This window comes from Mesorhizobium sp. WSM4823, assembly GCF_055811195.1.
Genome location: NZ_JBVVQL010000005.1, coordinates 407,367 through 425,173, shown reverse-complemented (window position 1 = coordinate 425,173; position 17,807 = coordinate 407,367). Strand labels below are relative to the sequence as shown.

Genomic DNA, 17,807 nt, shown 5'->3' with positions numbered 1-17,807 from the left:
CCCCCCCCCCCCCCCCCCCCCCCCCCCCCCCCCCCCCCCCCCCCCCCCCCCCCCCCCCCCCCCCCCCCCCCGGCCCCGCGCGCCCCCCCCGCCCCCCCCCCCCCCCCCCCCCCCCCCCCCCCCCCCCCCCCCCCCCCCCCCCCCCCCCCCCCCGCCGCCCCCCGCCCCCCCCCCCCCCCCCCCCCCCCCCCCCCCCCCCCGGGGCCGCTGGCGAGAACGCCGGCACGAAAATCAAGCGAGGATCGGATGGCCGAACGCATCATCGAACTGCGCGATATCAAAAAGTCCTACGGCCAGGTCTATGCGCTGGGCGGGGTCAATCTCAGCGTCGACCGCGGCGAGGTGGTCGGCCTGATCGGCGACAATGGCGCCGGCAAGTCGACGCTGATCAAGATCCTGTCCGGCGTGGTCCAGCCGACCAGCGGCGAGATCCTGGTGCGCGGCAAGCCGGTGACTGGATGGAGCCCCGCGCGCTCGCGCGACGCCGGCATCGAGACGGTGTTCCAGGACCGGGCGCTGGCTGTCCAGCAGACGATCGTGCGCAACATCTTCATGGGCCGCGAGCTCACCGGCTTTATGGGCTGGCTGAAGGTCAACGAGGAGATCCAGGAGGCGAGCCGGCTGATGCGCGAGATCGGCTTCACCTCGAAAGTGTTCACGCCGCACTCGATCGTCGGCCAGCTCTCGGGCGGTGAACGCCAGGGCGTGGCGATCGCGCGGGCGATCTATAAGAAGGCGGAGCTGATCGTCCTCGACGAGCCGACGACGGCGCTGTCGTTGACCGAGACCGCCAAGGTGTTCCATTTCGTGCGCCAGGTGCGGGCGAGCGGACGCTCGATCCTGTTCATCGGCCACAACATCCACCACGTCTTCGACATCGCCGACCGCTTCGTGGTGCTGGACCGCGGCAAAGTCGCACTCACCACCGACCGCAGCGAGGTCAAGTCGGCCGAAGACCTGATCAACTTCATGGAAGACGTGGCGCATCCAGGCGGCTTGCCCGGCTTGCACGACGCTGGCGATGCGGGGAGGGCAGCGCGATGAGTAAGACCATGGAACCCGATCTGCAAAGCCCCCTCGGGGCCACGCATGACGAAGCCTCCGGGAAAGAATGGAGACACCCATCCGACAATTGGCTGCGCGGCTTCATCCTCGACAACCGCGCCGCGCTCGGCACGCTTGCCGTGTTCATCGTCATGATGGCGGTGTTCATGATCGCCAACCCGGTCGTCTTCACCACCTGGTATCTCTACAGCTCTGTGCTGACCACGTTGCCGGTGGCGCTGTTCGTGGTGGTGCCGCTGGTCTTCGTCGTCACCTGCGGTGAGATCGACCTGTCGTTTCCGGCGACGATGGGTTTTGCCTCATGGGTGTTCGCGCTGGTGGTGCAGGCCGGCTACGATCCGTTCCTCGGCATCGCCGCCGCCATCGCCACCGGCACGCTGCTCGGCTTCCTCGTCGGGTCGCTAGTGGTCTATGGCGGGCTGTCGTCGCTGATCGCGACGCTCGGCATGAACTTCCTGCTGCGCGGCCTGATCCAGATCATCAACGAGGGCAAGTCGACGGCGCTGACCAGTCTCGCCGACAGCTGGGCCTACAAGATCTTCTCTAGTCAGCTCTACGGCATCCCGGTGCAGATCTTCTGGGCCATCGCCTTCGTCGTTCTGTCGGCGCTGCTCTACAACCGCCATCGCTTCGGCGCGCAGGTGAGGGTGGTTGGCGACAACCCCGACAGCGCCCAGCAGATGGGTATCGACGTCAAGCGCGTGCGGGTGAAAGTGTTCGTCTTCGTCGGCATCGGTGCCGCGATCGCCGGCACGTTTTCGGTGATGATCAACTTCACCTGGTGGCCGACGGCCGGCGACGGCTATCTCCTGCCGGTTCTGGCATCGGTGTTCGTCGGCGGCACGCCGACCTGGGGCGGCATCGGCACCGTCGTCGGCGGCGCGATCGGCGCGGTCACCGTGTCGTTCATCCAGACCGGCGTCGTGGCGGCGGGCCTGAGCGGCTTCTATGTGCAGTTCTTCAACGGCCTGATCATCATCCTGTCGCTGCTCGGCCACAAATGGAACCAGGCGCGATATCGGTGAGGGAGTGCTCACACCCCGGTGACGAACCCGTCCAGCACGCGTTTCTGGCCGGCCTTGTCGAAGTCGATGGTGAGCTTGTTGCCTTCGATGGCTGATATGTTGCCGTTGCCGAATTTCTGGTGGAAGACGCGATCGCCGACGCTGAAGGCGGATGGCGTGTCGGCAACCGATTTAGCGACCAGCTCGCCGTCGATGGTACGGCCTTTGACGCTAGTGCGGCCGGCGCCATAGCCGGAGTCGGTTTCGCCATAGCCGATGCGCTCGACCTGGTGGCCGGAACGCGAGCCCCAGTTGCGGTCGGTCGCTTCGGTGCGATTCTGTTGCGCACGCTGCCAGCCCGGCGTCGCGTAGGTATTGGAGAAGGCGCCGGATTTTTCTGCGCCGACATTGTCGAAACGCGAGGCGCCATAGGGGTTCTGCCTTCCTGCTCCTTGGCCGCCACGGCCCGATGCGAACGAGCCGCCGCCGTAGGAATTGCCGTAACCGCCATAGCTGTTGCCGCCCTCGGCGACCTCGACATGGGCTTCCGGCAGTTCGTCGAGGAAGCGCGATGGGATCGTCGACTGCCACAGGCCGTGGATGCGGCGGTTGGAGACGAACCACAAATGCAGGTTCTTCTTGGCGCGGGTTAGGCCGACATAGGCCAGCCGCCGTTCTTCCTCGAGCCCGGAGCGGCCACCCTCGTCGAGCGCACGCTGATGTGGAAACAGACCCTCCTCCCAGCCGGGTAGAAAAACGGTCTCGAATTCGAGGCCCTTGGCCGAATGCAGCGTCATGATGTTGACGGCGTCGAGCTCGGCGTTCTGCTCGGCGTCCATCACCAGCGCGACATGTTCGAGAAAGGAGCGCAGCGACTCATACTCCTCCATGGAGCGGATCAGTTCTTTGAGGTTTTCCAGCCGGCCGGGAGCTTCCACCGAGCGGTCGTTCTTCCACATGTCGGTATAGCCGCTCTCCTCGAGGATGGTCTCAGCCAGCTCGGTGTGCGGCGTGGTCTCCAGCGCATTCTGCCAGCGCTCGAAATTGGCTGATACCTCGCGCAGTGCTGCGCGCGGCTTCGGCTTCAGCTCGTCGCTCTCGGCAAGCTTGGCGGCGGCCTCCAGCATTGGGATGCGGAGCGCGCGCGCGGTGTCGTGGATCTGGCGGATGGTGGCTTCGCCAAGGCCGCGCTTCGGCACATTGACGATGCGTTCGAAGGCGAGGTCGTCGGCGCCTTGGGCGACGACGCGGAAGAAGGCCAGGGCATCGCGGATTTCGAGACGTTCGTAGAAACGCGGGCCGCCGATGACGCGGTAGTTGAGGCCGAGCGTAACGAAGCGGTCTTCGAACTCGCGCATCTGGAAGGAGGCGCGGACAAGAATGGCCATATCGTTGAGATTGTGCTTCTGGCGCTGATAGGCCTCGATGGTCTCGCCGACGGCGCGCGCCTCTTCCTCGGAATCCCAGGCGGCGTGGACATGCACCTTCTCGTCGTCCTCGGCGACCTTTTCGGTGAACAGCGTCTTGCCGAAGCGGCCCTCATTGTGGGCGATGAGGTGGGAGGCGGTGCCGAGGATGTGGGCGGTGGAGCGGTAGTTGCGCTCCAGCCGGATGATCGCGGCGCCGGGAAAATCCTTGTCGAAGCGCAGGATGTTGTCGACCTCGGCCCCGCGCCAGCCATAGATGGATTGATCGTCGTCGCCGACACAGCAGATATTTACTTTGTTATCGCTCACGGGCTGTTCCGCGCCTGCCGGCGCGGACCCTCCGCGCGGGCCTCGCAAAGGCTCGGACGCCCCGTCGGGCTTGCGGCCTTCGGCCGTTCGCACACCTGTTGAGGTTGACGTTGACGCGCGTCCGGCATCTGGCCGCTGCGCCAGCAGGCGCAGCCACATGTATTGCGCGGTGTTGGTGTCCTGATACTCGTCGACGAGGATGTAGCGGAAGCGCTTGTGGTACTCCTTCAGCACGTCCGGGTTGGCGCGGAAGATGCGGATCGGGTGGCACAGAAGGTCGCCGAAGTCGCAGGCATTCAGCGTTTTCAGCCGCTCCTGATAGGCCTTGTAGAGCTCACGGCCCTTGCCGTTGGCGAAGGCGCGGGCATCGCCCTCGGGAATGTCGGCGGGACCAAGCCCCTTGTTCTTCCAGCCGTCGATCATCTGGGCGAACTGCTTGGCCGGCCAGCGCTTGTCGTCCAGCCCTTCGGCCTGGATGAGCTGCTTGATCAGTCGAACGACGTCGTCGGTGTCGAGAATGGTGAAATCGGATTTCAGTCCGGCAAGCTCGGCGTGTCTGCGAAGCAGCTTCACGCCAATCGAATGGAAGGTGCCGAGCCACGGCATGCCTTCGACATTGCCTTCGCCGATCAGCAGACCGATGCGCTGCTTCATTTCGCGCGCGGCCTTGTTGGTGAAGGTGACGGCGAGGATCTGCGAGGGGAAGGCCTTGCCGGTGGCGAGGATGTGGGCGATGCGGGTGGTCAAGACGCGCGTCTTGCCGGTGCCGGCGCCGGCCAGCACCAGAACCGGGCCTTCGGTGGTTTCCACCGCCAGGCGCTGCTCGGGGTTGAGGCCGTTCAGATAGTCGGGCGCGTTGTTGTGGCCGCTGCGGGCAGCCATGGCACGCGCAGCAATGCCCGACGGGGCCGAGGGCCGCGCGTTCGGTTCGTCAAAAAAAGGCATATCTTCCGAAAAGCCGGACATCTCCCCCGAATGTAGTGATTCGGCAGCGAAACGCCAGAAGTGTCTCCGTTTTGTTCTCTGTCCAGTCCGTAGACCCACAATCTGGATGAGTGCGCGACCCAAAACGCCGAGCTTGCTGTGGGTCTACGCCTAAAACGCGCAGCTTGCTTGACAGGCACGGCGGGCCGGAGAAAGTTGTGCCCAGGGCAGGAGCGCAATGCCGGGTTGCCCATTGACGCTGCGAAGCGCACCAGTCGAAGGAGTATCATCTTGGCTGTCGTCATCACCTCCCTCATCCTTTTCCTCATCGGCCTGATGCTCGGCGGCGGCGGCATCTGGTTGGCTTCGCTGGGCGGCAGTTGGTATTATGTCATTGCCGGCATCGCCTTCCTCGTCGCTGGCTGGCTGCTCTACAGGCGCAAATCCATGGCGCTGTGGCTCTACGCGGCGATCGTCATCGGCACGCTCTGCTGGGCGGTTTGGGAGATCGGCTTCGACTGGTGGGAACTTGGCCCGCGCGGCGGCATCATCGTGCTTATCGCATTGTGGCTATTGACGCCGTGGGCGCGGCGCGGGCTCACCGGCCCTGACGGGCGGGCGCCGTTGATCCTCGCGGTGCTGGCGTCGCTTGCCGTCGCCGGCTATTCGATGACAACCGATCCAAAGGATATCGCCGGCCAACTCAATACCGATAATGTGACGCCGACGGCCGACCTCGGCGGCAACATGCCAGCGGGCGAATGGCACTATTACGGCCGCACCCAATACGGCCAGCGCTATTCGCCGCTCGACCAGATCACCGCCGAGAACGTTGCCAATTTGCAGCCGGCCTGGACTTATCGCACCGGCGATGTGAAAGGGCCCGACGACGTCACTGAGACAACCTATCAGGTGACGCCGCTGAAGGTCGCCGATACGCTCTACATCTGCACGCCGCATAATTTCGCCATTGCCATAGATGCCGCGAGCGGCAAGGAGAAATGGCGCTTCGACCCCAAGGTCAAGCTGGACAAGGACCGCCAACACCAGACGTGCCGCGGCGTGGCCTATTACGCCGATGCCAAAATCGCCGCCGGCCAGCCTTGTGCAGCACGCGTCTATCTGCCGACATCCGACGCCCGGCTGATCGCGCTCGACGCCGCGAATGGCCAGGTCTGTCCCGCGTTTGCCGAGGGCGGTACGTTGAACCTGCTCGCCAACATGCCGTATCCGAAGCCGGGCTATTATTATTCGACTTCGGCGCCGCTGATCGTCGCCAACAAGATCATCGTCGGCGGGGCGGTCAACGACAATTATTCGACGGAGGAGCCGTCCGGCGTCATCCGCGCCTTCGACGTCGACACCGGCTCCCTGATTTGGAACTGGGATTCCGGCAATCCGGACCAGACGACGCCACTGGCACCTGACCAGACCTATACCCACAACTCGCCCAACATGTGGTCGACCGCGAGCGCCGACGAGAAGCTCGGCTTGCTCTACGTGCCGCTCGGCAACAAGACGCCGGATCAGCTCGGCGCCGGGCGGAGCGCCAATGACGAGAAATTCTCCTCTTCGATCACTGCGCTCGATCTCAACACCGGCCAATTGCGTTGGGTGCGGCAGACCGTGCACCACGATCTCTGGGACATGGACGTGCCGGCGCAGCCGACGCTGGTCGACATCACCACGGCCAGTGGCGTCGTGCCGGCGCTGGTCGGGCCGACCAAACAGGGCGACCTCTATGTGCTCGACCGGCGCAGCGGCGAGCCGATCGTTCCGATCGGCGAAGTACCGGCGCCGGGCGGCGCGATCGAGGGCGATCATACTTCCCCGACGCAGCCGGTCTCGGATCTGAGCTTCAATCCGAAACCGCTGACCGGCGCCGACATGTGGGGCATAACCATGTTCGACCAGCTGGCTTGCCGGATCGATTTCCTGAAACTGCGCTATGAGGGTCGCTACACGCCGCCGTCGCTGCAGGGCTCACTGATCTATCCCGGCAATTTCGGCACATTCAACTGGGGCGGCGTAGCGGTCGATCCGGTCCGGCAGGTGATGTTCGGCATGCCGACATACCTGGCGTTCATCTCCAAGCTGGTCCCGCGCGCGGACGTGCCGCCGCCGGGCGATACCAAAGGCAGCGAACAGGGTCTAAACCGCAATGACGGTGCGCCTTACGCAGTGATATTGAAGCCGTTTCTGTCGCCGCTCGGCATTCCCTGCCAGGCACCGCCCTGGGGCTATGTCGCGGGTGCCGATCTCAGGACCGGCAAGGTCGTCTATAAGCATCGCAACGGCACCGTCTACGACATGACGCCGCTGCCGCTGCCGTTCAAGGTAGGCGTGCCGGGCATCGGTGGACCGATGATCACCGCCGGCGGAGTCGCCTTCCTCGGTGCTGCGGTCGACGACTTCTTCCGCGCCTATGATCTGACGACTGGCAGGCAGCTTTGGCAGACCCGGCTGCCGGCCGGCGGGCAGTCGACGCCGATGACCTACACGGTCGCCGACGGACGCCAGTTCGTGGTCATCGTCGCCGGCGGTCACGGCTCGGTCGGCACCAAGGCGGGGGACTATGTGATGGCCTATACGCTGCCGAAGTAGAGAGTTCTTTCAGAGGCCGAGATGGCCTTTCAGGCTGGGCACCGAGTTGAGCACCTCATTGGTCAGCTCGGGGCCGGCGGCGGTTTCGGCCTGCTGGACCAGCGTCGTGCCGGCCTGGCGGATCTGCGCCAAGTTGAGGCCGGACGCTTCGAGCGCCGCGACGCCGTTGACCAGCGCGCCTGTCTTGGCGCCGAGAACACCGCCCAGTGCGCCCTGCAGCGATGATAGCAGGCCTCCACCGGAGGCCGCGCCGGGAGCCATGACATCATATTTCTGGGCCAGCCCATCGGCTCCCGGGATCTTGGCGAAGAAGCTGGACAGAGTCGTTCCTTCCGCCTCGTGCTCGAGCACCGAAAAAATGATGCCAACGACCTTCTCCGTCGTTGCCTGGTCGAGGCCGGCTTTCTGTGAGACGGCGTCGACGATATTCTGGACGTCCATGGTTTCCCCTCAGCCTCGGGTTTCAGTCGCGGGTCTTCGAGCGGCCATCGGCAGGCTGACGTCGGTTGCTGCGGACCTTGACCATCGATCGCTTGGTTGCAGCGAAGGCGGCGAAACGCAGCGCCAGCACGGCAGCGGCAAGCACGAACACGCTTGCGAGGATCGGGGTGGGGAAGGTCATGAGTGTTTTCCTTCTTGTCAGAGCCGGCAAAGGTAGGCGAGGTCACCACCTGCAGCTTTCCCTTATATTGTGTCAGGATCGTCAAGATTTGCCACCAATTACAAGAAAGTGATGACCGCCTGCGCGTTCGTGTCACGGTTTTCGTGCCGAATGGCCGCCATGGCCAATGCGAGCCGGCCGGCGTTGTGAGCACCGCGGAGCCTCACTCATCCGTGACTGGACCATGCGGGCTTCTAGCCTATCTTGCGCGGTGTTCCCGAAGCAGAGGAGAGCGCCATGACAAAACCGGTCCCTGCCAGCCCAGCCGTCACGCGGCCAGCCATTACCCAGGCAATGATCGACGCCTATGACGAATACACGCATCTGACGCTCGACCGGCGGCGCTTCATGGAGCAGTTGACCAGGCTTGCCGGATCAGGTGCGGCGGCCGCCGCAATCGCGCCGCTGCTGGCGGCGAATTCAGCCCGGGCGGCGATCATTGCCGAGGACGATTCACGCGTGAGCGGCGAGGACATCAGCTATCCCGGCAGCGGTGGCGAGATGAAGGGCTATCTGGTCAAGCCGGCCGGCCAGTCCGGCAAGCTCGGCACCGTGATCGTCGTGCATGAGAACAGGGGGCTCAACCCGCATATACGCGATGTGGCGCGACGCGTGTCGCTGGAAGGATTTGTGGCACTGGCTCCCGACTTTCTGTCGCCGCTCGGCGGCACGCCGGCCGACGAAGACAAGGCGCGCGACCAATTTTCCAAGCTCGATCCGGCGCAGACCGTCGCCAATGCGGTCGCAACGGTCGCTTTCCTCAAGGGACACGAGGGTGGCAACGGCAAGGTCGGCGCGGTCGGCTTCTGCTGGGGTGGCGGCACGGTGAACACATTGGCTGCCAACGCGCCGGATTTGGCCGCCGCTGTCGCCTATTACGGCATGCAGCCGAAGGCCGAGGATGTGCCGAAGATCAAGGCGGCGCTGCTGCTGCACTATGCCGGGCTCGACACCCGCATCAACGCCGGTATCGACGCCTTCAAGAAGGAACTCGATGCAGCCAAGGTCGAATACACGGTCTATGTCTATGAAGGCGCCAATCATGCCTTCAACAACGACACGTCAGCGGCCCGCTACGACAAGAGCGCGGCGGACCTCGCCTGGGGCCGGACGAGCACCTTCCTCAGGGAAAAACTAGCCTGATCCGTCAGTCACGCGCCGGTTTGTGGAAAGCGACGCCGGCCACCACCAGGGCGATGCCGAGGCAATCGGTGGAGCTGGGTATCTGGCGAAGCACAATGACGCCGATCAGCGTGGCGGTGACCGGCAGCAGCGACAACATCAGCGCGAAGCTCGACCGCGGCAGCCGCGACATGGCAAGCTGGTCGCAGATATAGGGGATGACCGACGAGCAGATGCCGACGCCGATAGCGGCGATGAGCAGCGGCGGCGCCGAGAAAGCCGGCAGTGCATCGGTGAAGCCGATCGGCAGCACGATGAGCAAGGCGACTGCCATGGCGGCACCCAGGCCGGCGATGCCGTCGCCAGCGCCGGCGCGGGCGATGCGGTGGCCAAGCACGATATAGCCAACGAACAGCGCGCCGTTGAGGAAGGCCCAGAACAGGCCGATCGGATCGCTTGACCATTTGACGTCGATCAGCAGCAAGGTGCCGATAACGGCGACCGCAAGCGCGGCGAGATTGCGAGGGCTTCTGACGCCGACCAGCGCGACGCCGATAGTGCCGACGAATTCGATCGCCGCGACCAGCGAGATCGGCAAGCGGTTGAGCGCCAGATAGAACGAGCAATTCATTACGCCGAGGCAGGCGCCAAAGGCGAGAAGCAGCAGTCGTGTCGGCCGGTCGGCGCGGGTGAAGACCGTCCAGGGCCGGGTCAGCGGCGCAAAGACCAGGGCGGCCGTAACGATGCGCAGCCAGGCCATGCCGAGCACGCCGACATGCGGGAAAAGCAGCACGGCGAAAGCCGGCCCGAGATAATGGAACACGGCGCTGACGCCGAACCAGACATGCGGCGGCAGCGAGGTCGCCAGCTTGCCAAAGGCCGGGCCGGCGAGGGAAGGCCTTGCTGCGGGAGCTTGCGTTCGATCTTCCATGCCATCATTATCGCAGGCAATCTTTCCGGTATATATGGGTAATGATCGGCCAAGGACGCCATTACCTTCCCGATGCCTAGGAGCTTTCGTTGAAGCGCCTTCGAAATGAAAACGCGGACCTGGATGCGGCGGATCTGAAAATCCTGCGCCTGCTGGAAAAGGATGCGCGCACCAGCACCGCTAAACTGGCGCGCTCGGTCGGCCTGTCGGCGCCGAGCGTGGCCGAGCGCATCAAGCGGCTGCAGGAGAGCGGCGTGATCGAAGCCTATACAGTGCGGATCAACCCGGGCGCGCTCGGCATGAAGCTGTCGGCATGGCTGCGGATCAGGCCGGTGCCCGGGCAACTGGCTGTGGTGGCCGAGATCATCCGGAAATCGCCCAGTGCGACCGGGTGACCGGCGAGGACTGTTTCATTGCGCTGGCGCATGTCGGTTCGGTGGCCGAACTCGAACGGGTGATCGACCGCATCATTCCGTTTGCGATGACCAACACCGCGATCATCCAGTCGTCACCGGTGGTGGCGCGTTCGCCGCTGGAGGCGCTGAAGCGCTAGGCATGCCCGCGTTTCGAGCGCGCCTGCTTCAGGATGGCGCGCCAGCGGATCATGGCGAAGGGGATCGGCTCGTTGTTGTTGGCGATGTGAAAGATCTCGTTGTTGAGGTTCTTCAGCGAGCGCCAGAAATCATAGTCGCTGATGCGTGGATCGGCTGCCAGCCTGTCCGCCTCGACCTTGATGTCGGTTTTCATGCACGTTCCCCGAACCGCTTCCGCCCAGCCGCCCGTATCGCAACTCGATAGGGACGGTTTTCAACCGCCGTACTGAGTCGTTCAACGACTCAATTCGGCTTGTTCACGTTAAAACCTCGGTAAGGTTAACGGCGGCCGGGTCGCGGTTCAAGCCGGCTTACGGGCTAGTGCCAATCGCTTATCAGGACATAGTGGCTTTGGGGTAACGGTGTAAATGAAAACAAGGACTTAAAGCGGACGCCGAGAAAACCTCTTCAAACGCGGCGCGCCTTGATGCCGATGGAACGGCCGGCGCGCTCCGGCATCGGCAGCGCGGCATGAGCGGCACGCATGGCCTCGATCTTGGCCAGCACGTCGGCCGGGAAGGGCGCCACTTTCGGCCCTGACATGTCGACATGCAGCGACAGTGATTCGGAAGTGGCGGCGAGCCAGCCGTCGACATGGCGGATTTCCTGGTAGGCTCTCAGCCGCTTTTCGTCATGATCGAGGAGCTGGAACGAGACATTGACCTTGTGGTCGAGGTGCAACTCCCTGACATAGCAGACATGGACTTCGGCCGTGTAGATGGTCAGCCGCCGCTGCTTCACATAATCCAGCCCCATCCCCATCGTTTCGAACGCTTCGTCGGAGCAGCGGTCGAACAGCACATTATAATAGGCCATGTTGAGATGGCCGTTGTAGTCGATCCAGTCCTTCTCGATGCCCATGGCACGAGAGACGAAGGGGGTGGGGATGGGCATAGAAAACTTCCTTCTCGCTGGACAGGGCGTGGTCGGTGAGACTACGCATCCATAAACGAATAACGAGAGTGGGCGCTGGTCCATTCGCGGAGGAATCGATGGCTCTGAGCGACCTCAATCCGGTCGAGCGCAACGAAGAAGGCATTGCCGCCGTGCTCGGCATCCTCAAGCAGCGGCTCGGCGAGCGATTCCAGACCGGCGAGGCGATCCGTGCCCAGCATGCACATACCACCACCTACATTCCGACCCAGGCGCCGGATGGCGTGGCGTTTCCGGAGACGACGGCGGAGGTGCAAGAGATCGTGTCGGCCTGCGCTGCGCACCGCGTGCCGGTGATCGCCTTCGGCGTCGGCTCCTCGCTCGAAGGCCATACCAATGCGCCAGGTGGCGGCATCTCGCTGGATACGTCGCGGATGAACCGCATCCTCGCGGTCAACCCGCAGGATCTCGACTGCACGGTCGAGCCCGGCGTGACGCGCGAAGATCTGAACCGGCACCTGCGCGACACCGGCCTGTTCTTTCCGATCGATCCGGGCGCCAATGCGTCGCTCGGCGGCATGGCGGCGACGCGGGCGTCGGGCACCAACGCGGTACGCTACGGCACGATGCGCGAGAACGTGTTGTCGCTGACGGCGGTGATGGCCGATGGCGAGACGGTGACGACCGGCAAGCGCGCGAAAAAGAGTTCGGCCGGCTATGATTTGACGCGGCTCCTGATCGGCTCTGAAGGCACGCTCGGCATCATCACCCAGCTGACCCTGAAGCTGCAGGGCATCCCACAGGCGATTTCCGGCGGCGTCTGTCCGTTTCCCAGTGTCGAGGCCGCCTGCAATGCGGTGATCGCGACGGCCCAGATGGGCATTCCGGTCGCCCGCATCGAACTGGTCAACGCATTGCAGATGCGGGCGATGAAAACCTATTCGAAGCTCGACTATCCGGAAAGCCCGTGCCTGTTTGTCGAATTCCATGGCAGCGATGCCGGCGTTGCCGAACAGGCCGAGACTTTCGGCGCCATCGCGGAAGAGTATGGCGGCGGCCCGTTCCTGTGGACCAGCGTCGCCGAGGAGCGGACAAAACTGTGGAAGGCCAGGCACGACGCCTATTGGTCGTCGCTGACGCTCAGGCCCGGCGCCAAGGGCCTGTCGACCGATGTCTGCGTGCCGATCTCGCGCTTTGCCGAATGCGTCACGCAAACCGAGGCCGACATTGCCGAAATGGGGCTGATCGCGCCGATCGTCGGCCATGCCGGCGACGGCAATTTCCACGTGCTGGTGCTGATGGACGCCGACGATCCGAAGGAAATCGCGGCGACGGAAGCGTTTGTCGCGCGGTTGAACATGCGTGCGATCGGCATGGATGGAACCTGCACCGGCGAGCACGGCATCGGTCAAGGCAAGGTCGGCTTCCTGCGCCATGAACTCGGCCATGGCGTCGACATCATGCGCACGATCAAGCAGGCGCTCGATCCGCTCAACATCATGAACCCTGGGAAGATACTGCCTGCCGACTAGTGGACGAAGATCGAAATGGTGCTCGGCTTGACCGCACTGGCATTTGGTCGGAGACTCCGGGCGTCGCCAAGGCCTGAAAACCGGGCAGACGTGGCAACGGAGGAGCAAGCAGCATGGCGATTTCACGCAAGGAAGAGGTACGTGCATTGAGCGCCGACGAACACGGTCTGGTCGAGAAATCGCACCATCCGGCAGTGCAGGGCCTAGCCGACGCCGAGCTTGCCGGCCTGGTCAAGCTGTTGCGGGAGCGGCGCGACAAGGCGCAGGGCGAGGCGCATCGGCGCCGCCGCGAGATACGCGGCAAGGGTGCGCCAAAAGGAGCCGTCGCCTCGAAAGCGGACGGCGGCTCGCAGTTGAAACTCGAGGTTCTGGCGATGGCCATGCGGAGGCTTAATGGCGAGGCCGAACGCCGCCGCCAGTTGGGGGCGCGTGTGTCGCTGGTCGACAATGCGCGCAAGGCGCTGGCCATGAAGCAAGGCGCTGCGGCAGACGGTCCCGAGTTCAACACGCGTACCGCGCACAAAGGTATGCGGGCGGTGGTGAACGAGAGGGCGCCGAACCTTGTTCGGCCGATGGAACTCGGCCGGCAGCGGCAGGCGGCCAAAGTGGCGCAGGCAAAGCGCGACGCACGCTGAGTTTCCGCGCACCGAAAGCCAGCCGGTTTGAGAATTGCCACTTTATCGACACGCGGATGCGGGTAGAGTGCGGCTGATTTTCAATCAACCGTTTTGGAGCTGATGCTCGCACGCCTGTTCGTGATCTTCGGTGGCCTCTTCGTACTGGTGCTGTGTGCGGCGCTGGTGGTGCCGTATTTTATCGACTGGACGGGCTATCGTGCCGATTTCGAGCGTGAGGCGAGCGCCATTCTGGGCCGCAAGGTAACCGTTCAGGGCGATGCGACGGCAAGGCTGCTGCCGTTTCCCTCGCTGACCTTCTCGAACGTCACCGTTGCCGGTGGCCCGGCTGGCCGGCCGGCAATGACCGTCGAGACCTTTTCGATGGATGCGGAACTGGCGCCCTTCCTGAGCGGAGAAGTGCTGATCTTCGACATGCGGCTGGTGCGGCCAAAGGCGACAATCGACATTGCCGCCGACGGCACCGTCGACTGGGCGATACGGCCATCATCGCCCTTCGATCCCGGCCAGATCTCGATCGAGAAGCTGACGGTGACGGACGGAGAGATCGCGCTGCGCCATGCCGCCGGCGGGCGCAGCCACCTCATTTCCGAGATCAACTCGACGATCTCTGCGAAATCGCTGGCCGGACCTTGGCGGATGGATGGCTCGCTGCGGCTCGACGGCCTGCGCAGCACCGTCATCGCGTCCACCGGCAGGGCTGGCGGCGATGGGCAGATGCGGCTCAGGCTCAAAGCCAATCCGGATGCCTATCCGTTGGTCATCGAGGCCGACGGCAATGCCGGCATCGTCGATGGCGCCGCGATCTATTCGGGCCAGTTCAAGGTCGCAAGTTTCGATAGGAAGGGCGCCGACAAGAGTTCGGCGCAGGTTGATGGCATGGGCGGCGAGACGATGAAGCCCGGCGCCGGCAAGCCGGACCCGGGGTTCAGGCTGAACGGCAAGTTCTCGCTCGACCACCGGAAACTTGGTGTCGACGAATTCCGCTTCGAGACCGGCCCGCTCGACAATCCCTACACCGCCGACGGCAACGCTGCCGTCGACCTTGGGCCGAACCCTCGCTTTTCGATCGAGGCCGATGGCGCTCAGGTGCAGTTCGATGAGGCCGTCGGCGCAGCGGCCGGCACTGGGCTGACGCTGTCGGCGCGTGTCGCGGCGTTGGAGCAGGCGCTGCTCGATTTGCCGAAGCCGACCATACCCGGCACCGTCGAGGTGAACCTGCCGGCGGTGGTGGCCGGCGACACGACGGTTCGCGACGTGCACCTGTCAGCCGAGCCGGCCGCTGGCGGCTGGTCGGTGAAGTCACTGGTCGCGACGCTGCCTGGCCGCGCCAAACTGGAAGCAAACGGCATGCTCAGCGTCGGAGATCACTTCGGCTTCACCGGTTCGCTGCTTCTGGCTGTGGCGCAGCCTTCGGGCTTTGCTGCCTGGCTGTCGAAGGATGTCGACGAAGCGATCCGCCGGCTGCCGGCCGCCGGCTTCAAGGCCAAGGTCGAATTGAGCGACAATCGCCAGGCCTTCAGCGACCTCGAGCTCGTTCTCGGCAAGGCGAAATTTTCGGGCCGCATGGATTCCAGCCAGCCCGACGACGCCAGGCCGTCCGTGCTGATGCGGCTCGAAGGCGGCGAGCTCGATGTCGACGGCCTCGCCGCCTTCGCTTCCATCTTCATCAGCGACAAGGGCGCCAACCGTTTTTCCGACCGCGACCTCGATTTCCAGATCAAGGCCGGGCCGGTCAGTGCCGGCGGGCTGACCGCGGATACTGTCGATACGGCGCTCAGATTGCGCGACGGGCTGCTCGAAATCGACCGGCTGTCGCTCAGTGGGCTTGCCGGTGCCTCGATCAGCGCCACCGGCCGGATCAAGGATTTCCCGGTGAGCCCCACCGGCAAGCTCGATGCCTCTGTTGTCGCCGTCGACCTCAAGCCGTTGGTCGATGTCGCGGCGCGGCACTATCCGGACAATGCGGTGCTGAAGGAGCTGGCGCGGCGTGTGGCGGCCTATCCCGAGCTGTTCCAGGACGCGCGCGTCGATCTGGTGACGAGTGCCGCCGCCAATGGCGACGGCACGATGGGACTGGCAGTCAGTGCGCAAGGCAAGGCAGGCGGCTCGGCGTTTTCGGCATCGTTGTCCGGCAAAGGGACGACCGATCGGCTGCTCGATGCGCCGGTGTCGCTGACCTTCAACGCCAGGAATGCCGACGCCACCGCGCTTCTGGCGCTTTACGGCCTGCCGGCGCTGCCGCTCGGCATGCTTGGCGAGGCGACCACCGACGTGTCGGCGAAAGGTACGCTCGGCGGCGGCATGGCGACGAGCTTTGACCTCACCGGCAACGACTTCAAGGCCGGTTTCGACGGGACGATCGCCGGCACGCCACAGGGGCCCACCGCCAAGGGCAAGGTCAACCTGGAAGCGGCCGACATCGAGCCGTGGCTGATGACGACAGGCGTCGGCCTGCCGGGCATGGGGACAGGCATGTCGACGTGGATTGCGGCCGACGCCGACTTCGGCAACAGCCTTCTGGTGCTGTCCGGCCTCAGCGGCTCCATCAACGAAGCGGCGGTTTCCGGTGACGTCAATGTCGACGTCAAGGACGGGCTGCCGCATCTTACCGGTGCGCTGGCGCTCGATGAACTGGATTTCGACCCGATGGCGGTGATGCTGTTTGGCGACCAGGCCTTGCTGGGTTCCGGCGGGGCTTGGCCAACCGCCCCATTCAGCCAGAAGCCGAGCCTGCCGTTCACCGCCGAATTCGACCTGACCGCAGCATCGCTGGCCGCCGGCGCTCTTGCCACGGCCTATGACGCGGCGTTTTCGCTGAAGCTCGACCAGGAAGGCATCCGCGTGTCGGACCTCAAGGCAAAGTTCTCCGGTGGTGCGCTTTCCGGTCTGTTCGAGCTGAAGAACAATGACGGCACCGGGCTTTTCTCCAGCCAGATGAAACTTGCCGGCGCCGATCTGGCCACCATAGCGCCACAGGCCGGCATCAGCGGAAGCGGCGATTTCTCTGCGACGCTTTCGACCAGCGGCAAATCGGTCGATGCGATGGTTGCGGCGCTGTCCGGTTCCGGCACGGCGGCGCTGAGGGGCTTGACCATTGCCGGCGTCAATCCGAACGCGTTTGGCGCTTTCATCGCCAAGGCCGACACGATCGGACGTGATATCGATGCGGCCAAGACCGCCGGCTTCGCGCCGCAGATCGCCGCAGACGGCAGTTTTCCGGCTGGGGATACCGACATCGCCTTCACGATTGCCGGCGGTATACTGAGAGCACCGCCGGTCAATCTTGAAAATCCGGCGGCGACGCTGTCCGCCGACATCACGGCGGACCTGAACGCCAGCACGGTCGCCGCCAGCGGTTCGATCACTTATCGGCCTGGCGACGAAGCGCTGGTCGGCTCCGATCCGACTGTCAATTTTAACGTCGTCGGGCCGTTCGGCGCCGCGAAGCGGGAATTCGACAGTGAGCCGCTGGCGCAGTTCCTGACCCAGCGCGCACTCGAAAAGGAGCAGCAGCGGGTCGAGGCCATGCAGGCGGCACTGCTTGAAAAACAGCGATTGCGGCGCGAGGTGCGTTACTACGCCGCCCTGCAGGCCGAGCGCGATAGAGCAGCCGAGGAATTGCGCAAGCGGCAGGAAGCGGCGCGGCTGCAAGCCGAAGCAGATGCCAAGGCGAAGGCCGAAGCCGAGGCAATGGCCCAAGCCGAAGCGGAGGCGAAGGCCAAGGCGGATGCGCAGGCCAAGGCGGATGCGCAGGCGAGAGCTGAGGCCGAGGCCAAGGCCGAGGCGGACGCGGACGCAAAGGCCAAAGCGGATGCCGAAGCGAAGGCTATGGCGGCTCAAAGGGCCGCCGAAGAGGTGGCGAAGGCCGAAGAACAGCAACGCCGGAAGGCGGAAGAGGCGATGCGGATCGCTTCAGAAGAAAAGGCAAAGCTCGAGGCCGAACGCCGGGCCGCCGCGGCGCGGGCCCAGAATATGGAGCGCGCGCCTCAGCCGCCGGCCAATGACAACCCGCTGCCAGCAGAATCCGCACCAAAGCCCAAGCTTGAACCTTCGTCGATCGACAATCTGCTGAAGTCGCTGGGCGGGGGGTAGATCTACCTGTACCTACCTAGAGCCCATGCCGA

General features: G+C 64.5%; 13 protein-coding genes and 1 pseudogene. 8 read left to right on the top strand and 6 right to left on the bottom strand.

Annotated elements, in window-relative coordinates; genetic code table 11:
* Nucleotides 1-246: 246 nt before the first annotated feature.
* Together AC0L26_RS16870 and AC0L26_RS16865 are read left to right on the top strand one after the other, a co-directional pair.
* A complete protein-coding gene (locus tag AC0L26_RS16870) occupies nt 247-1,044 on the top strand; it encodes an ATP-binding cassette domain-containing protein (RefSeq protein WP_473633538.1) in 798 nt (265 codons plus the stop codon).
* A complete protein-coding gene (locus AC0L26_RS16865) occupies nt 1,041-2,090 on the top strand; it encodes an ABC transporter permease (RefSeq protein WP_473633537.1) in 1,050 nt (349 codons plus the stop codon). Before AC0L26_RS16870 ends, AC0L26_RS16865 begins: the two co-directional genes overlap by 4 nt.
* 8 nt (nt 2,091-2,098) lie before the next feature.
* On the opposite strand, the gene AC0L26_RS16860 is transcribed toward AC0L26_RS16865, so the two are convergent.
* Nucleotides 2,099-4,771: an ATP-dependent helicase gene (locus AC0L26_RS16860; protein ID WP_473633536.1), complete on the bottom strand. Its 2,673-nt coding sequence runs from the start codon at nt 4,769-4,771 to the stop codon at nt 2,099-2,101.
* Between the two features lie 249 nt (nt 4,772-5,020).
* On the opposite strand from AC0L26_RS16860, the gene AC0L26_RS16855 reads away from it, so the two are divergent.
* Nucleotides 5,021-7,333, top strand: a complete 2,313-nt coding sequence (locus tag AC0L26_RS16855; RefSeq protein WP_473633535.1) for a glucose/quinate/shikimate family membrane-bound PQQ-dependent dehydrogenase — start codon at nt 5,021-5,023, stop codon at nt 7,331-7,333.
* A gap of 9 nt (nt 7,334-7,342) precedes the next feature.
* Here AC0L26_RS16855 and AC0L26_RS16850 read toward each other — a convergent pair whose 3' ends face one another.
* Entirely contained in the window at nt 7,343-7,774 is a 432-nt protein-coding gene (locus AC0L26_RS16850) for a hypothetical protein (protein ID WP_473633534.1), read from the bottom strand.
* Between the two features lie 22 nt (nt 7,775-7,796).
* Complete coding sequence (locus AC0L26_RS16845) at nt 7,797-7,955, bottom strand: hypothetical protein (RefSeq protein WP_473633533.1); 159 nt, start codon at nt 7,953-7,955, stop codon at nt 7,797-7,799.
* 276 nt (nt 7,956-8,231) lie between these two features.
* Here AC0L26_RS16845 and AC0L26_RS16840 point away from each other — a divergent pair, with 276 nt between their 5' ends.
* On the top strand, nt 8,232-9,137 hold the full coding sequence (locus AC0L26_RS16840) for a dienelactone hydrolase family protein (protein WP_473633532.1): 906 nt from the start codon (nt 8,232-8,234) through the stop codon (nt 9,135-9,137).
* Nucleotides 9,138-9,141: 4 nt separating this feature from the next.
* On the opposite strand, the gene AC0L26_RS16835 is transcribed toward AC0L26_RS16840, so the two are convergent.
* Complete coding sequence (locus AC0L26_RS16835) at nt 9,142-10,047, bottom strand: EamA family transporter (RefSeq protein WP_473633531.1); 906 nt, start codon at nt 10,045-10,047, stop codon at nt 9,142-9,144.
* Nucleotides 10,048-10,136: 89 nt separating this feature from the next.
* Here AC0L26_RS16835 and AC0L26_RS16830 point away from each other — a divergent pair.
* Nucleotides 10,137-10,600 (top strand): annotated as a pseudogene (locus AC0L26_RS16830) (Lrp/AsnC family transcriptional regulator).
* On the opposite strand, the gene AC0L26_RS16825 reads toward AC0L26_RS16830, so the two are convergent.
* Nucleotides 10,597-10,794, bottom strand: a complete 198-nt coding sequence (locus tag AC0L26_RS16825) for a hypothetical protein (protein WP_008876617.1) — start codon at nt 10,792-10,794, stop codon at nt 10,597-10,599. The pseudogene AC0L26_RS16830 and the gene AC0L26_RS16825 overlap by 4 nt on opposite strands.
* 254 nt (nt 10,795-11,048) lie before the next feature.
* The gene (locus AC0L26_RS16820) at nt 11,049-11,534 is read right to left on the bottom strand and encodes a thioesterase family protein (protein ID WP_473633530.1); all 486 of its coding nucleotides are present in this window, start codon (nt 11,532-11,534) and stop codon (nt 11,049-11,051) included.
* Nucleotides 11,535-11,632: 98 nt separating this feature from the next.
* On the opposite strand from AC0L26_RS16820, the gene AC0L26_RS16815 reads away from it, so the two are divergent.
* The 3 genes from AC0L26_RS16815 to AC0L26_RS16805 all read left to right on the top strand — a co-directional run bounded on the left by AC0L26_RS16815 (nt 11,633) and on the right by AC0L26_RS16805 (nt 17,775).
* The gene (locus tag AC0L26_RS16815; RefSeq protein WP_473633529.1) at nt 11,633-13,045 is read left to right on the top strand and encodes an FAD-binding oxidoreductase; all 1,413 of its coding nucleotides are present in this window, start codon (nt 11,633-11,635) and stop codon (nt 13,043-13,045) included.
* A gap of 113 nt (nt 13,046-13,158) precedes the next feature.
* A complete protein-coding gene (locus AC0L26_RS16810) occupies nt 13,159-13,680 on the top strand; it encodes a hypothetical protein (protein WP_473633528.1) in 522 nt (173 codons plus the stop codon).
* A 102-nt stretch (nt 13,681-13,782) separates the two neighbouring features.
* Nucleotides 13,783-17,775 carry an AsmA family protein gene (locus AC0L26_RS16805; RefSeq protein WP_473633527.1) on the top strand — a complete coding sequence of 1,331 codons (3,993 nt, stop codon included), beginning with the start codon at nt 13,783-13,785 and terminating at the stop codon, nt 17,773-17,775.
* The last annotated feature ends 32 nt before the right edge of the window (nt 17,776-17,807 follow it).

Excerpts from the sequence above, each read along its gene's own strand:
- AC0L26_RS16850 (WP_473633534.1), bottom strand. The coding sequence starts at position 7,774 with ATGGACGTCCAGAATATCGTCGACGCCGTCTCACAGAAAGCCGGCCTC.
- AC0L26_RS16870 (WP_473633538.1), top strand. The coding sequence starts at position 247 with ATGGCCGAACGCATCATCGAACTGCGCGATATCAAAAAGTCCTACGGC.
- AC0L26_RS16825 (WP_008876617.1), bottom strand. The coding sequence starts at position 10,794 with ATGAAAACCGACATCAAGGTCGAGGCGGACAGGCTGGCAGCCGATCCA.
- AC0L26_RS16860 (WP_473633536.1), bottom strand. The coding sequence starts at position 4,771 with ATGTCCGGCTTTTCGGAAGATATGCCTTTTTTTGACGAACCGAACGCG.
- AC0L26_RS16820 (WP_473633530.1), bottom strand. The coding sequence starts at position 11,534 with ATGCCCATCCCCACCCCCTTCGTCTCTCGTGCCATGGGCATCGAGAAG.
- AC0L26_RS16840 (WP_473633532.1), top strand. The coding sequence starts at position 8,232 with ATGACAAAACCGGTCCCTGCCAGCCCAGCCGTCACGCGGCCAGCCATT.
- AC0L26_RS16845 (WP_473633533.1), bottom strand. The coding sequence starts at position 7,955 with ATGACCTTCCCCACCCCGATCCTCGCAAGCGTGTTCGTGCTTGCCGCT.
- AC0L26_RS16865 (WP_473633537.1), top strand. The coding sequence starts at position 1,041 with ATGAGTAAGACCATGGAACCCGATCTGCAAAGCCCCCTCGGGGCCACG.
- AC0L26_RS16815 (WP_473633529.1), top strand. The coding sequence starts at position 11,633 with ATGGCTCTGAGCGACCTCAATCCGGTCGAGCGCAACGAAGAAGGCATT.
- AC0L26_RS16805 (WP_473633527.1), top strand. The coding sequence starts at position 13,783 with ATGCTCGCACGCCTGTTCGTGATCTTCGGTGGCCTCTTCGTACTGGTG.
- AC0L26_RS16835 (WP_473633531.1), bottom strand. The coding sequence starts at position 10,047 with ATGGAAGATCGAACGCAAGCTCCCGCAGCAAGGCCTTCCCTCGCCGGC.
- AC0L26_RS16810 (WP_473633528.1), top strand. The coding sequence starts at position 13,159 with ATGGCGATTTCACGCAAGGAAGAGGTACGTGCATTGAGCGCCGACGAA.